Source organism: Enterobacteriaceae endosymbiont of Donacia sparganii (assembly GCF_012569045.1).
Taxonomy (GTDB): domain Bacteria; phylum Pseudomonadota; class Gammaproteobacteria; order Enterobacterales; family Enterobacteriaceae.
The window spans coordinates 2,327-17,887 of record NZ_CP046196.1 but is presented as its reverse complement, the minus strand read 5'-3'; the positions used below and the strand labels follow the sequence as shown (position 1 = coordinate 17,887).

Genomic DNA, 15,561 nt, shown 5'->3' with positions numbered 1-15,561 from the left:
ACTATAAAGATTTAATAAAATATTATGTTTTTAAAAAAAAAAATATTAGTTACATGTGCATTACCTTATTCTAATGGTAGTATTCATTTAGGTCATATGTTAGAACATATACAGGCAGATATCTGGGTTAGATATCATCGTATGTGTGGAAATGAAATATATTTTATTTGTGCTGATGATGCACATGGTACTCCTGTAATGTTAAAAGCTAAAAAATTAAATATAACTCCAGAAAAAATGATTAAAAAAGTATATTTTGAACATATTAGTGATCTAAGAAATTTTAATATTAGTTATGATAATTACTATACTACACATAGTAATGAAAATTTTTTTTTTTCTAAATTAATTTTTAATCGTTTAAAAAAAAAAAAATTTATTAAAAAAAAAATTATTAAACAATTATACGATTATATCTATAATCTTTTTTTACCTGATAGGTTTATTAAAGGAAAATGTCCTAATTGTTATTCTATTAACCAATATGGTGATCATTGTGAAAATTGTGGAATAACTTATGGATCTATTGAATTAATTGACCCTATTTCTATTTTATCTCATACAACTCCTATATTATGTAATTCTGAACATTATTTTTTTGATTTACCTCAATTTTATAAATTTTTAAAAAATTGGTTGAATTCTGGTGTTTTAGAAGAAAAAATAAAAAATAAAATGAAAGAATGGTTTATTTTAGGTTTAAAAAAATGGGATATAACTAGAGATAGCCCATATTTTGGTTTTAAAATACCAAATTCTATAAATAAATATTTTTATGTATGGTTAGATGCTCCTATAGGATATATCAGTACTTTTAAAAATTTATGTAATCATAACAAAAAATTAAATTTTTTTGAGTGGTGGAAAAAGGATTCTAATACAGAATTATATCATTTTATTGGGAAAGACATAATTTATTTCCATAGTTTATTTTGGCCTGCTATTTTAGAAGGTAGTAATTTTAGAAAACCTACTAAGTTATTTGTTCATGGACATATAACATTAAATGGATTAAAAATGTCAAAATCTAAGGGAAATTTTATTACTGCAAAAAAATGGTTAAAATTTTTAGATTCTGATAGTTTACGTTATTATTATGCTTCTAAATTATCATCTAATATTAATGATATTGATTTTAATTTTTATGATTTTGTTTATAAAATTAATGGAGATGTTGTAAATAAAATTGTTAATTTAGCTTCAAGAAATGCATATTTTATTAATAATTATTTTAATAATAATTTATCTAAAAATATTGATATATCTTTTTATTTAAAATTTGTCGAAAAATCAAAAATTATTCATGAATATTTCATTAAATGTAAATTTAGTCATGCTATTAAGCAAATCATAATTTTATCAGATATAGCTAATTATTATATTGATAAATATAAACCATGGTTATTAATTAAAAATAATTTAAAAAAAAAAGAGGTTCAAAAAATTTGTTCTATGGGAATAAACATGTTTCGTATTATAATGATATATATAAAACCAATTATGCCTATTTTATCTCAAAAAACAGAATTATTTTTAAAAAAAAAATTATGTATTCATAATATAAAATATCCTTTAATTAATAGAAAAATTAGTAAATTTAAACCATTATTTACAAGAATAAATATAAATGATTTAAAAAAGATAATAAAAGAATAATTATAAAATTTATTTTTTGTATTAAATAAAAATTATTTTAAAATTCTAGGAACTCTCTTTGTAAGAGAACACATTAATTCATATCCAATAGTATTAACTGATTTGGCTATATCATCTATTTTTAGATTTTCTCCCCATAACTCTACGGAACTTCCTATTTTTGCTGTGGGAATATTTATTAAATCCACTGCAATCATATCCATACATACATTACCTAATATTTTTGTTTTAATACCTTTAATTAAAACATATGTTTTAGCAGTAATATTTCTAGGATATCCATCTGCATATCCACATGCAATAATTCCTATTCTACGTTTTTTATTAGTATAATAATTACAATTATATCCTACTATTTGTCCTGGAAGGATTTTCTGTATAGATATTATTCTACTTTTTAATGTCATTACTGGTTTAATTTTTTTTTTAGAAATATCTTTCCAATCACCAGTAGGTGAAGCTCCATATAAAATAATACCAGTTCTAATCCAATCATAATGACTATATGAATGCCATAAAGTTGCTGCAGAATTAGCAAATGAACATGGAAATTCATAATAGTTATGAATATATTTTTTAATATTATTTATTTGTTTTTTAACAAAATTAGAATTTATTGATGCATCGGCAAAATGAGTCATTAAAGTAATTTTATAAACATTAATTTGATTTTTAACTATATTAATTATTTTAATAATATTTTTTGTTGGAAATCCTAATCTATTCATTCCAGTATTAATTTTAATATATATATTAATAGGATATTTTGATTTATATTTAATTAATGTATTAAGTTGCCATTTATTATGTAATGTAATAGTTAAATTATATTTATAAATTAAATATAATTCTTCTTTATTAAAAAATCCTTCTAATAATAAAATAGGTTTTTTATAACCATTTATTCTTAAAAAAATAGCTTCATCTATTGTTAGAATAGCAAAACCATTACTCTTCTTATTAAGAACGGGAAAAATATTTTTAATACCATGACCATAAGCATCTGCTTTTAAAACTAACCAAATTTTAGATTTAAATGCAATATTTCTAATTATTTTAAAATTATTTTTTAATGAATTAATATTAATAATAGCAGAAATAGGTCTTGTCATATATGATTTACTCTTAAATTAAATTTTAAAATTTCTTAGGAAAATAAATTAAAATAAAAATTATTTAATTTATATATTTTATATATAATAAAATTATATTTTATATTAAAAAAAATTTAAAATAGTACTGAAATTTTATATATTTTAATCTAAATTAATATTTAACTTAAAAGAAGTTTATTATATAATTAGTACTAAAATTCTAATATTTTTTAAAAAGGATATTAATAATGATTACCAGTAAATTTGGAATTGGTCAACAAGTAAGGCATAAATTATTAGGTTTTTTAGGAGTTATAGTTGATGTTGATCCTGAATATTCTTTACGTGATCCTAAAATTGATGAAGTTGCAGAGAGTATAACATTACGTAGTAAACCTTGGTATCATGTAGTTATGGAAGATGATACGGGGCAACCTATACATACTTATTTAGCAGAAGCGCAATTATCAGGAGAACCTTTAGAAAATGAACATCCAGAAAATTCTTCATTAGATGAATTAGCTGCTTCAATAAAAAAACAATTAATAACACCTAAATTAAGAAATTAATATAAGCGGAATATAAAATTTAATTAATCCGCCTATATAAATTTAACTATAAAAACTAATTTTTTATTTATTAAATATTAAATTTAATAAAATTTATTGCATTTTTAATATGATATATAATTTTTTTTTTACCCATTAAATAAATAATATTATTAATAGGTGGAGTATTTTTTAATCCAGTAATAGCTACACGCAAAGTCATTGCTACTTTTTTAAAATTTATATTTAATTCAGATAATATTTTTTTAAAAATATAATTAATATTTTCTAGTGACCATTTTTTTATATCATTTAATTTTTTTAAAAATATTTTTAAAATTATTTGAGTATTAATATTTAAATATTTTTTAGTTAAATCATTATTGTTATAATCGGGATTTTTATAAAAAATAAAACATAAATTACTTATTTCATTTAATGTATTACATCTATTATAAAATATTTTATATAAATTTTTTAATTTTGGACCATTATTAGTATTTATATTTTTTTTATTACAAAAATTTTTTAAGTAATTAATCATGTCATTTTTTGATAATTTACTTAAGTAATATTTATTTAACCAATTTAATTTTGTTATATTTAAAATACTAGGAGATTTATTTAAATTTTCTAAATTAAATAATTTTTTCATTTCTTCTAATGAAAAAATTTCTTTATTTCCATAAGACCATCCTAAACGTAAAATATAATTTAATAAAGCATTTGGTAGATAACCATTTTCTTTATATTTAAAAATATTTAAATTATGATCTCTTTTAGAAATTTTTTTTCCTAATTCATCTGTAATAATAGAAACGTGAGTATATATAGGTGTATTCACTCCAATAGCATTAATAATATGTATTTGTTTAGGAGTATTATTAATATGTTCTTCTCCCCTAATTACATGAGTAATTTTCATATCTGAATCATCTATTACTACACAAAAATTATAAGTAGGTATACCATCTGTTCTTTTAATTATAAAATCATCTAATTCATCATTATTAAATGTTATTTTACCTCTAATTGTATCTTTAAATGTAATAAATTTATTTTTAGGAATACGAAATCTTACTGAATAAGGTATTTTAGAATTAAAATTTAAATTATTATTACGACATTTTCCATTATATTTAATTTTTTCTCCATTAAGAATTTGTTTTTGTTTATTTTTTTCTAATTCTTCTTTAGAACAATAACATTTATAAGCAGTACCATTATATAACATATTATTTATAATATTATTATATACATGTATTCTTTTACTTTGAAAGTAAGGTCCTTTATCCCAATCTATATTTAACCATTGTAAAGTTTTAATAATATTTTGAACAAATATTTTTTTTGATCTTTTAAAATCAGTATTTTCAATACGTAATATAAAATGGCCTTTATTTTTTCTAGCAAATAACCATGAATATAAAGCAGTACGAATATTACCTATATGTAAATAACCAGTAGGACTAGGTGCAAATCTAGTTATAATTTTCATAGTATATAAAATTTTTTATTTTTATGTAGATTAATAATATTATATTAGTATATAATATGAATTATTATATTTATTTAAAATATTTTTTAATAAAAAACATTGACATTTTAGTATTAAAAAATATAGCATATAAGAATTATACTTTGGGTGATTAGCTCAGTTGGTAGAGTACCTCTTTTACAAGGAGGGGGTCGCCGGTTCAAATCCGTCATCACCCATAAAATTCATAAAATATTTATAATATATATGGGTCGTTAGCTCAGTTGGTAGAGCAGTTGACTTTTAATCAATTGGTCGCAGGTTCAAATCCTGCACGACCCAATAAATAGTTTAATTTTTTATCTAAAAATTAATAAATTTTTTTTAATAAAAAATATTTTTTCAAATAGTTTTAATATTACTTTTTACTAAAAGTAGTATTTTTATTATTTATTAAAAAAATAATTAAATAAATTATTATAATTTATTTTAAAATAATATTTTTAATTTTATATAGGTAGGTTATCTATTTAAATTAGATTTTAATAAAACATTAAAATCTAATTTTTGATTTGGTAAAAATAACTTAATTATATGTCATAAAAAAATTAATAAAATAGAAATTTTTATTTTTTAAATAAAAATAATATTTTTAATATTTTTGCGCTCTACAGGATTCGAACCTGTGACCAATAGCTTAGAAGGCTATTGCTCTATCCTACTGAGCTAAGAGCGCAAAATTACTACTTGTAATAATAACATTATTGTATTACATATTCAAATTAATTAAATTAATTTTATTTATTAATGAGTAATATAAAAATGAATGCTAAAATTATTAATGGACATATTATTGCTAAAAAAATATATATAAAAATTTATCAAAAAATGCAAAATATTTTATTAAATAGAAAAAGGAAACCTGGATTAGGAGTAATTTTAGTAGGAAATAATCCAATATCTAAAATTTATATTAAAAATAAATTAAAAATTTGTAATAAATTAGGATTTTCTTACTATAATTATAATTTACCTCAAAATATTAGTGAAAAAAAAATAATTAATATTATTAATTTTTTAAACAAAAATAAATATATTGATGGAATTTTAATTCAATTACCATTACCTAAAAAAATTAATATAATAAAAATATTAGAAAAAATACATCCTAAAAAAGATGTAGATGGTTTTCATCCCTATAATATAGGTCGTTTATGTCAAAGAGCTCCTTTATTACGTCCTTGTACTTCTTTAGGCATATTAAGATTATTAAAATATTATAAAGTTAATACACATGGTTTAAATGCAGTAATAGTAGGTGCTTCTAATATAGTAGGTAGACCAATGGCAATGGAATTATTATTAACAGGATGTACAATTACTATTACACATCGTTTTACGAAAAATTTACAACATTATATAAAATATGCTGATTTGTTAATAGTTGCGGTTGGTAAACCTAATTTTATACCAGGAAATTGGATTAAAATAGGAGCTATTGTAATAGATGTAGGGATTAATAGGATTAATAAAAACCAAATTGTAGGAGATATTGATTTTCATACTGCTAAAAAAAGAGCTTCTTATATTACTCCGGTACCTGGGGGGATAGGTCCTATTACGGTAGCTACCTTAATGCAAAATATTTTATTTTCCTATGAAAAAGCATAATTTTTTTCTTTTAAAGAAAAAAATTATGCTAGATATTTTAAAATTAATTTTTAAGCCGGATTCTGTCTAGAACAGTCATTTATCTAGAATAATAATCACTTATTATTTCAAGCGGCTTACCCAGGTTTTAATATGTACGGGTTATACTAACCTTATTTAGCCTTGCTCCTGGTGGAGTTTACATTGACATATGTTATTGCTAACATACCGGTATGCTTTTACCATACCTTTTCACCCTTACCATATTTTATATTTATATAATAAATATGGCGGTATTTTTTCTGTTGCACTATTCGTAAGTTTTAACTTCCCAGTAATTACCTGGCACCATACCCTATGGAGTCCGGACTTTCCTCTTTTATTAAATAAATAAAAGCGACTGTTTTAATTAATTTTAAAAATATATTATATACTATTAAAGGTCTAATTAATATTTATTTTTTATATAAAATTTATATAATAAATTTTTTTTAACAGAAAAAATATCAGAAGTTATATTAATTGCTTTTTTTGTTGATAATTCTTTTTTTAAATTTAAAAATGTTTTGATAATTTTAGGAGAGAGTTCATCATTAATACTATAAGAAATATATCCTTTAATAATTAAAACTATTTCTCCTTTTAATCGATTTAAATCTAATTTAATCCATTTTATTAAATTAGAAATATTACTTCCATATATATTTTCCCATTTTTTTGTTAATTCTCTAGCAAGAACTATATATCTATTTTTACCAAAAATTTTTTTTATATCATATAAACATTTTAATAATCTATGTGTCGACTCATAAATAATTAATGTTCTATATTCTTTTTTTAATTCATTTAATCTTTTAATTCTTTTATTTTTTTTATGGGGTAAAAAACCTTCATAACAAAATTTATTTGTTGGTAAACCTGATGAAATTAATGCTAAAATAGCGGCACATGGTCCTGGAATAGGTATAATTTTAATATTAATATATTTTTCACGACATAATTGTATTATCCTATATCCAGGATCATTAATTAATGGTGTTCCTGAATCTGAAACTAATCCTAGATTTAATCCTTTTATAATTTTTTCTAAAAAAAAATTTGCTTTTTTTTTTTCATTATATTCATAATATGAATATAATTTTTTTTTAATATTAAAATATTTTAATAAAAGTCCTGTTTTTCTAGTATCTTCTGCTAAAATATAATCTACTTTATTTAAAATTATTAAAGCTCTTTTACTTATATCATCATAATTACCTATTGGTGTAGCTATAATATATAAATTACCTAATTTAAAATTATTATTTTTCATATTTGTAATAATTAATTATTTAAAATATTTACTTTAATTTTTTTATAAAATATATTATTATACACATAATAAAATATAATTTTAAATATAAAAATGGAGGAATGGCCGAGAGGTTGAAGGCACCGGTCTTGAAAACCGGAAATAGGAAACTATTCGAGAGTTCGAATCTCTCTTCCTCCTATTTTAGGTTAAATATCATAATTATAAAAAATGTATTTATTATATAAAAAAAAAAATATATATAATTCATGGAATGAAAAAATAGCAATTAAGATTGCACTTACAGAAAATATTATTTTAACTCCTAATCATTGGAAAATAATACATACATTACGTTTTATTTATTTAAAATATGATACACATCCTAATTTACGTATGTTAATTAATGTATTAAAGAAAAAATATAAAAATATAAACTGGAATAGTGTTATTTTATTTAATTTATTTCCCAATGGATCTATAAAGCAAGCTTCAAAAATTGCTGGATTACCAAAAAATGATATTTGTTTATAATTAATTATAATAATATTTTTTTTTAAAAAACATTATCTTAAAAAGATAATGTTTTTTTTATATAAAAAAATAATTTTTACATTTATAATAAATTTTATCCATAAAAAAATAAATTATAATCCATATACAACTATTTAAAATAGTTTGGTAAAATAAGTTTAAATAACTATAATTAATATTATTTATATAATAAACTACTATATTTATAGTAAATAAAATAAAAATTATTAATAATGATTTACATATTATATTAAAATTTGTAATTAATTTATAATTATATGATAAAAAATATGTTATTATACATAATAATAAGCTATGTACTCCTAAAATATAATTTGTAAAAAAATCTATCATTAATCCTATACAAAAACTGGTAATAATATTTATTATATAAGGATAAGATATAATCCAATAAATTAAAACTAATATTAACCATGATATATGTAATATAATATTACTATTTTTAGTAAAAATAATTTGTAAAAATAATGATATTATAAATGTTATATAAATAAATAATCTTAAAAAATAATTTTTCATATTTTATTTCTAATTTATTAATAATAATAAATATTTTATTTTTTCTATTTGCATAAATGGTTTAACGAATATTATATTGAAATTTTTTTCTTTTTCAAAAAATATATTAGTTATTACACCTACAGGATATCCTCTAGGGTATTCTTCATCTAATCCAGAAGTAATTATTATATCTCCTTTATTAACATTAATATCTGTAGAAAGATATTCAGATTGTAAATTTTTTGTACATCCATTACCATTAATTATGAATTTAATATCACTATTCTGTATTTGTACTGGTAAAGAAATTTTTTTATTACAAACTAATAAAACTTGACTACTTTTATTTGTACTTGATATTACTTGTCCTACAACACCTTGATCATTAAGTACTATTGTACCTTGTTTTATATTGTCTTTTAATCCTTTATTAATAAATATTAATCCTGTATGTATAGGAAAAATAACAGGTATTATTTCTGCTAATATATATTTTCTTTCTTTTATAATTGGTAATCGTAAAATTTTTCTTAAATTATTATTTTGATATTTAATTTTTTCTAAATTATATAATTTAACATTTTGTTGTAATATTTTATTAAAAAAATACTTATTTTGTTTTTGTAAGAAATGATATTTAATAAAATAATTTGATATATTTTTATATATAAAAAATGGTTTATTTATTATAAAATAAATAGGACTAATTTTACTATTAACATAGTATCTTATATTTATAAAAAAATTAGAATATATATCTGTAAATATAATTACTATAGAAATTATTATTGTAATAATTATTCTAAATTTAAAAATAGGTTTTTTATTAAAAATTAATTTCATAAATATATTATCTTAAAATTGTAATTTATTCTTCACTAAATAAATCTCCTCCATGTATATCAATCATATCTAAAGCTTTACCTCCACCTCTTGCTACACAAGTTAATGGATCTTCTGCAATAGAAACTGGTATACCGGTTTCTTCAATTAATAATTTATCAAAATTTCTTAATAATGCTCCTCCTCCAGTTAGTATCATCCCCCTTTCTGCAATATCAGCAGCTAATTCTGGAGGACATTGTTCTAATGCAATCATTACGGCACTTACTATCCCTGTTAAAGGTTCTTGAAGTGCTTCTAGTATTTCATTTGAATTTAATGTAAAACTTCTTGGTACTCCTTCTGCTAAATTTCTTCCTCTTACTTCCATTTCTAATAATTCTTCATTATTGTAAGCAGAACCTATTCTATGTTTAATTCTTTCTGCAGTAGCTTCTCCAATTAAAGAACCATAATTACGTCTTACATGATTAATAATAGCTTCATCAAATCTATCTCCTCCTATTCTTACTGAAGAAGAATATACTACTCCATTAAGAGAAATAACAGCTACTTCAGTAGTTCCTCCACCTATATCTATAACCATAGAGCCAGTAGCTTCTGAAACAGGTAATCCTGCACCAATTGCTGCAGCCATTGGTTCTTCTATTAAAAAAACTTCTCTAGCTCCTGCTCCTTGAGCAGATTCACGGATAGCTCTTCTTTCAACTTGTGTTGCTCCTACCGGGACACATACTAATACCCTAGGACTAGGTCTCATAAAACTATTACTATGAACTTGTTTAATAAAATGTTGTAACATTTTTTCAGTGATAAAAAAATCTGCTATAACACCGTCTTTCATAGGTCTAATAGCAGAAATATTTCCTGGTGTTCTACCTAACATTTGTTTAGCATTATATCCTACGGCAGCTACACTTTTTGGAAAACCTGCTTTATCTTGTCTAATTGCTACTACAGAAGGTTCATTTAAAACAATACCCTGTCCTTTAACATAAATTAAAGTATTTGCTGTTCCTAAATCTATTGATAAATCATTAGAAAACATTCCCCGAAATTTTTTTAACATGATAAAAAAACCCGATTTTATATTTTATAGTTATTTTAATTAAATCAAATTCATTATATTAATAAATAATAACATTATCTGTATAATAAATAAATTGTTTATTATAAATAAAAAATTTAAAATTTTATTTACTTTGTAAAACAAAAAAGATTAATATATTATTAAATAAATATTTTAACTTAAATAAGTAAATATTCAAATAATGAAAAAAAAAAAATATCATATTTTAGTTTTAAATGGTCCTAATTTAAATCTTTTAGGTACTAGAGAACCTAAAATATATGGAAATACATCTTTAGATGATGTCATAAATATTTTATATAAAAAAGCTGAAAAAAAATGTTGTAAATTAAGTCATTATCAATCTAATGCAGAACATCAATTAATTAATTATTTAGTTCAATATAAAAATCAAATTAATTATATTATTTTAAATCCAGCTTCTTTTACTCATACCAGTATTGCTTTACGTGATACTTTATTAGCAATTAATATACCTTTTATAGAAATACATATTACAAATATATACAAAAGAGAAAATTTTAGAAAAAAATCATTTTTTTCGGATATTTCTAGTGGAATAATTTTAGGATTAGGAACATATGGCTATATTTTAGCTTTAAAAGTCATTTTTAAAAGATTATTTAATTAATTATTAATTATTATCTCAATAACATTAAGTATTATGTTTTAATTTTTTTTAAAAAAAATATATGGATTAACTATCCCATAACTATTTATAATTTTTACTTCTGGTTCTAACCAAATTCCAAATTTTTTTCCTACTGTATTATGTATTTTAATAGCCAATTGTAGTATGTTCATACCTGATGAATTATTAAATTTATTTAACAGTATTAAAGCTTGTTTAGAATGGACCATAACACCTTTTCTTATATATCCTTTAAATTTACATTTATCAATTAACCATCCTGCAGATAATTTAAAATAATTATTTTCTAAAGAAAAAGGTATATCAGGAAATATTTTTAATAATTTAAATCCTAATTTAGGAGATATAATTGGATTTTTAAAAAAACTACCTGCATTACCATAAATTTTTGGATGAGGGATTTTTTTTTTTCTAATATTACAAATATAATTAAAAATTTTTTGAGGAGTAATATTAGATTTTAAATGTTTTAAATCATTATAATTTAAATTTGGAATCCATTTTTTAGAAAGAGATAATCCTACAGAAATTATTACATAATTTTTATAGTTGTTATGTTTAAAAATACTATTTCTATATTGAAATTTACATTTTTTTTTATTAATCCTCTTTATTTTTTTATTAATTGGATTAATAATATCTACATATTGACAAAAATCTTTTATACTAGATCCATAAGCTCCTATATTTTGTATTGGCGCTGAACCTACACGTCCAGGTATTAATGCTAAATTTTCTAAACCATAAATTTTTTTTTTAATTGTAAATTCTACTAATTTATGCCAATTTTCTCCAGAATTTACATGTAAATTCCAATATTTTTTAGATTCATTTATATATATACCTTTAATTCTATTAATAATAACAAGACCATAAAAATTTTTTAAAAATAAAATATTACTTCCATCTCCTAATATTAAACATGGAAGATATTTTTTTTTATATTTTTGCCATAATTTGCATAATTGTTGTAATTCTTTAACTTTTACAACTTTATTAGCATTAATATTAAGATTAAAAGTATTTAATTTTTTTAATGGATAATTACAGTAAACCATTTTTATTTATATATTTTTTATCCTGGTATTTTCCTACTCTCACATGAGGAGACCTCACACTACCATCGGCACTACAACGTTTCACTTCTGAGTTCGGAATGGATTCAGGTGGTACCATTGCGTTATTTATACCAGGATTATATTTTATTAAATTATTAAAATAATTAATAGTTAAATCTAAACRATTCTGGTGTTGTAAGGTTAAGACTCACGGGTGTTTATTAGTACTGGTTAGCTCAACATATTACTATGCTTACACATCCAGCCTATCAACGTCATAGTCTTTAACGTCCCTTAAGAGATTTTTACAAATAATTAATAAAAATCCTGGGAAGATTAATCTTAAGGTAAGTTTCGCGCTTATATGCTTTCAGCGCTTATCTTTTCCGTATTTAGCTACCGGGCAATGCCATTGGCATGACAACCCGAACACCAGAGATACGTTCACTCCGGTCCTCTCGTACTAGGAGCAAATCCTTTCAATCTTCCAACGCCCACGGCAGATAGGGACCGAACTGTCTCACGACGTTCTAAACCCAGCTCGCGTACCACTTTAAATGGCGAACAGCCATACCCTTGGGACCTACTGCAGCCCCAGGATGTGATGAGCCGACATCGAGGTGCCAAACACCGCCGTCGATATGAACTCTTGGGCGGTATTAGCCTGTTATCCCCGGAGTACCTTTTATCCGTTGAGCGATGGCCTTATCATACAGAACCACCGGATCACTAAGACCTGCTTTCGCATCTGTTCGAATTGTCATTCTTACAGTTAAGCCAGCTTATGCCTTTGTACTAACCTCACGATTTCCGACCGTGATTAGCTGACCTTAGTACTCCTCCGTTACTCTTTAGGAGGAGACCGCCCCAGTCAAACTACCCACCAGACACTGTCTCTAACCCGGATAACGGGTTTAGGTTAGAATAATAAATATTAAAGGGTGGTATTTCAAGGTTGACTCCATATTAACTAGCGTTACTATTTCATAGTCTCCCACCTATCCTACACATTAAGATTAATTATTCAATATCAAGCTATAGTAAAGGTTCACGGGGTCTTTCCGTCTTGCCGCGGGTACACTGCATCTTCACAGCAATTTCAATTTCACTGAGTCTCAGGTGGAGACAGTCTGACCATCATTACGCCATTCGTGCAGGTCGGAACTTACCCGACAAGGAATTTCGCTACCTTAGGACCGTTATAGTTACGGCCGCCGTTTACCGGGGCTTCGATCAAGAGCTTCTTATAAAAATAATAACTCTATCAATTAACCTTCCGGCACCGGGCAGGCGTCACACCGTATACGTCCACTTACGTGTTTGCACAGTGCTGTGTTTTTAATAAACAGTTGCAGTCAGCTATTATCTTAGACTGATTTCAGCTCCAAAAGTAAATTTTTTTACTTACAATCAGTGTGCCTTCTCCCGAAGTTACGGCACTATTTTGCCTAGTTCCTTCACCTGAGTTCTCTCAAGCGCCTTAGTATTCTCTACCTGACTACCTGTGTCGGTTTGGAGTACGATTCAATATTATCTAGAGCTTAGAGGCTTTTCTTGTAAGCATGGTATCAATTACTTCAATACAATAAAGTATTTCGTCATTACGCCTTAATGTTTATAATTATCCGGATTTTCCTAAATAATTCATCTAAACGCTTAAACCAAGACAACCATCACTTGGCTAATTTAACCTTCTCCGTCCCCCCTTCGCAATAATAATGAGTACAGGAATATTAACCTGTTGTCCATCGATTACGCTTTTCAGCCTCACCTTAGGATTCGACTTACCCTACCTCGATTACCGTTGGATAGGAAACCTTAGTCTTTCGGCGAATAGGTTTTTCACCTATTTTATCGTTACTCATGTCAGCATTCGCACTTCTGATATTTCCAATAAACTTCACAATTTATCTTCAACAATTTACAGAACGCTCCCCTACCCAATAAATAAAATATTTATTGTCGCAGCTTCGGTGTATAATTTAGCCCCGTTAAATCTTCCGCGCAGGACGACTAGACCAGTGAGCTATTACGCTTTCTTTAAATGATGGCTGCTTCTAAGCCAACATCCTGGCTGTTTATGCCTTCCCACTTCGTTTCCCACTTAATTATAACTTAGGGACCTTAGCTAGCGATCTGGGTTGTTTCCCTCTCCACAACGGACGTTAGCACCCGCTGTGTGTCTCCCGTGATAACATTATTCGGTATTTGAAGTTTGCATCGGATTGGTAAATCTGGAAGATTCCCTAGCCGAAACAGAGCTCTACCCCCGAATATGAATTACACGAGGCGCTACCTAAATAGCTTTCGGGGAGAACCAGCTATCTCCCGGTTTGATTGGTCTTTCACCCCTAACCACAAGTCATCCGCTAATTTTTCAACATTAGTCGGTTCGGTCCTCCAGTAAGCATTACCAAACCTTCAACCTGCCCATGGTTAGATCACCGGGTTTCGGGTCTATACCTTGCAACTAAACGCCCTTTTAAGACTCGGTTTCCCTACGGCTTCCTTATACAGTTAACCTTGCTACAAAATATAACTCGCTGACCCATTATACAAAAGGTACGCAGTCACGTTTTTTACAAAACGCTCCTACTGCTTGTACGTATATGATTTCAGGTTCTATTTCACTCCCCTAACCGGGGTTCTTTTCACCTTTCCCTCACGGTACTAGTTCACTATCGGTCAGTCAGTAGTATTTAGCCTTAGAGGATGATCCCCCTATATTCAAACAAGATTTCACGTGTCTCGTTCTACTCTTTGAGATTATAATTATTATATTTTAATATACGGGACTATCACCCTGTATCGTATAACTTTCCAGTTATTTCTACTAATATAATAAATACGTATATCTCTGGGCTTTTTCCTGTTCGCTCGCCACTACTAAGGAAATCTCTATTGATTTCTTTTCCTCAGGATACTTAGATGTTTCAGTTCTCCTGGTTCACTTCGTTATTCTATGTATTCAAATAACGATAATATATAATTATATATATTAGGTTTCCCCATTCGGACATCATCGATTAATAATGTTTCAAATCAACTCATCGATGCTTTTCGCAGATTAACACGTCCTTCATCGTCTCTGACTGCCAAGGCATCCATCATATACGCTTATTTACTTAACCTTACAACCCACAATT

General features: G+C 24.6%; 12 protein-coding genes, 4 tRNA genes, 2 rRNA genes and 1 other RNA gene. 8 read left to right on the top strand and 11 right to left on the bottom strand.

The genetic code is table 11. The features are described from left to right. Window positions 1–24 precede the first annotated feature (24 nt). Complete coding sequence (gene metG / locus GJT98_RS00105; RefSeq protein ID WP_246208942.1) at window positions 25–1,656, top strand: methionine--tRNA ligase; 1,632 nt, start codon at window positions 25–27, stop codon at window positions 1,654–1,656. A 32-nt stretch (window positions 1,657–1,688) separates the two neighbouring features. Here the strand turns inward: metG and alr are convergent, their stop codons facing one another. Beyond that, window positions 1,689–2,768, bottom strand: coding sequence for an alanine racemase (gene alr / locus GJT98_RS00100; RefSeq protein ID WP_168820666.1), 1,080 nt, complete (start codon window positions 2,766–2,768; stop codon window positions 1,689–1,691). 230 nt (window positions 2,769–2,998) lie between these two features. On the opposite strand from alr, the gene hspQ reads away from it, so the two are divergent. Further along, window positions 2,999–3,319: a heat shock protein HspQ gene (gene hspQ / locus GJT98_RS00095; protein WP_168820665.1), complete on the top strand. Its 321-nt coding sequence runs from the start codon at window positions 2,999–3,001 to the stop codon at window positions 3,317–3,319. 70 nt (window positions 3,320–3,389) lie between these two features. On the opposite strand, the gene gltX is transcribed toward hspQ, so the two are convergent. Then, window positions 3,390–4,796, bottom strand: coding sequence for a glutamate--tRNA ligase (gltX, locus tag GJT98_RS00090; protein WP_168820663.1), 1,407 nt, complete (start codon window positions 4,794–4,796; stop codon window positions 3,390–3,392). 145 nt (window positions 4,797–4,941) lie between these two features. Here gltX and GJT98_RS00085 point away from each other — a divergent pair. Both GJT98_RS00085 and GJT98_RS00080 read left to right on the top strand, forming a co-directional pair. Further along, window positions 4,942–5,014: transfer RNA gene (locus GJT98_RS00085), tRNA-Val, on the top strand. A 30-nt stretch (window positions 5,015–5,044) separates the two neighbouring features. Next, window positions 5,045–5,117 (top strand) — tRNA-Lys (locus tag GJT98_RS00080). Between the two features lie 320 nt (window positions 5,118–5,437). Here GJT98_RS00080 and GJT98_RS00075 read toward each other — a convergent pair. Further along, a tRNA-Arg gene (locus GJT98_RS00075) sits at window positions 5,438–5,511 on the bottom strand. A gap of 86 nt (window positions 5,512–5,597) precedes the next feature. Here GJT98_RS00075 and folD point away from each other — a divergent pair. Beyond that, complete coding sequence (gene folD, locus GJT98_RS00070; protein ID WP_168820661.1) at window positions 5,598–6,446, top strand: bifunctional methylenetetrahydrofolate dehydrogenase/methenyltetrahydrofolate cyclohydrolase FolD; 849 nt, start codon at window positions 5,598–5,600, stop codon at window positions 6,444–6,446. Window positions 6,447–6,481: 35 nt separating this feature from the next. On the opposite strand, the gene rnpB is transcribed toward folD, so the two are convergent. Both rnpB and rsmI read right to left on the bottom strand, forming a co-directional pair. Next, window positions 6,482–6,842: RNase P RNA component class A (gene rnpB, locus GJT98_RS00065), an RNA gene on the bottom strand. A 31-nt stretch (window positions 6,843–6,873) separates the two neighbouring features. Next, window positions 6,874–7,737: a 16S rRNA (cytidine(1402)-2'-O)-methyltransferase gene (gene rsmI, locus GJT98_RS00060; protein ID WP_168820659.1), complete on the bottom strand. Its 864-nt coding sequence runs from the start codon at window positions 7,735–7,737 to the stop codon at window positions 6,874–6,876. Between the two features lie 95 nt (window positions 7,738–7,832). Here rsmI and GJT98_RS00055 point away from each other — a divergent pair. Then, a tRNA-Ser gene (locus tag GJT98_RS00055) sits at window positions 7,833–7,917 on the top strand. A 30-nt stretch (window positions 7,918–7,947) separates the two neighbouring features. Beyond that, window positions 7,948–8,250: a TusE/DsrC/DsvC family sulfur relay protein gene (locus GJT98_RS00050; protein WP_168820656.1), complete on the top strand. Its 303-nt coding sequence runs from the start codon at window positions 7,948–7,950 to the stop codon at window positions 8,248–8,250. Between the two features lie 57 nt (window positions 8,251–8,307). Here the strand turns inward: GJT98_RS00050 and mreD are convergent, their stop codons facing one another. The 3 genes from mreD to GJT98_RS00035 are packed head-to-tail and all read right to left on the bottom strand — an operon-like array spanning window position 8,308 to window position 10,684. Next, complete coding sequence (gene mreD / locus GJT98_RS00045) at window positions 8,308–8,790, bottom strand: rod shape-determining protein MreD (protein WP_168820654.1); 483 nt, start codon at window positions 8,788–8,790, stop codon at window positions 8,308–8,310. Between the two features lie 9 nt (window positions 8,791–8,799). Then, window positions 8,800–9,615: a rod shape-determining protein MreC gene (gene mreC, locus GJT98_RS00040; RefSeq protein ID WP_168820652.1), complete on the bottom strand. Its 816-nt coding sequence runs from the start codon at window positions 9,613–9,615 to the stop codon at window positions 8,800–8,802. 25 nt (window positions 9,616–9,640) lie between these two features. Next, window positions 9,641–10,684 (bottom strand): rod shape-determining protein, encoded by a 1,044-nt coding sequence (locus GJT98_RS00035; RefSeq protein ID WP_168820650.1) that lies wholly within the window; start codon window positions 10,682–10,684, stop codon window positions 9,641–9,643. Between the two features lie 202 nt (window positions 10,685–10,886). Between GJT98_RS00035 and aroQ the strand changes: the two genes are divergently transcribed. Further along, the gene (aroQ, locus tag GJT98_RS00030) at window positions 10,887–11,336 is read left to right on the top strand and encodes a type II 3-dehydroquinate dehydratase (protein WP_168820648.1); all 450 of its coding nucleotides are present in this window, start codon (window positions 10,887–10,889) and stop codon (window positions 11,334–11,336) included. A gap of 38 nt (window positions 11,337–11,374) precedes the next feature. Here the strand turns inward: aroQ and murB are convergent, their stop codons facing one another. From murB to GJT98_RS00015, 3 genes are all read right to left on the bottom strand, one after another. Beyond that, complete coding sequence (gene murB / locus GJT98_RS00025) at window positions 11,375–12,415, bottom strand: UDP-N-acetylmuramate dehydrogenase (RefSeq protein ID WP_168820646.1); 1,041 nt, start codon at window positions 12,413–12,415, stop codon at window positions 11,375–11,377. 20 nt (window positions 12,416–12,435) lie between these two features. Continuing rightward, window positions 12,436–12,551 (bottom strand): 5S ribosomal RNA (gene rrf, locus GJT98_RS00020). Window positions 12,552–12,612: 61 nt separating this feature from the next. Next, window positions 12,613–15,546: ribosomal RNA gene (locus tag GJT98_RS00015) — 23S ribosomal RNA — on the bottom strand. Window positions 15,547–15,561 lie beyond the last annotated feature (15 nt).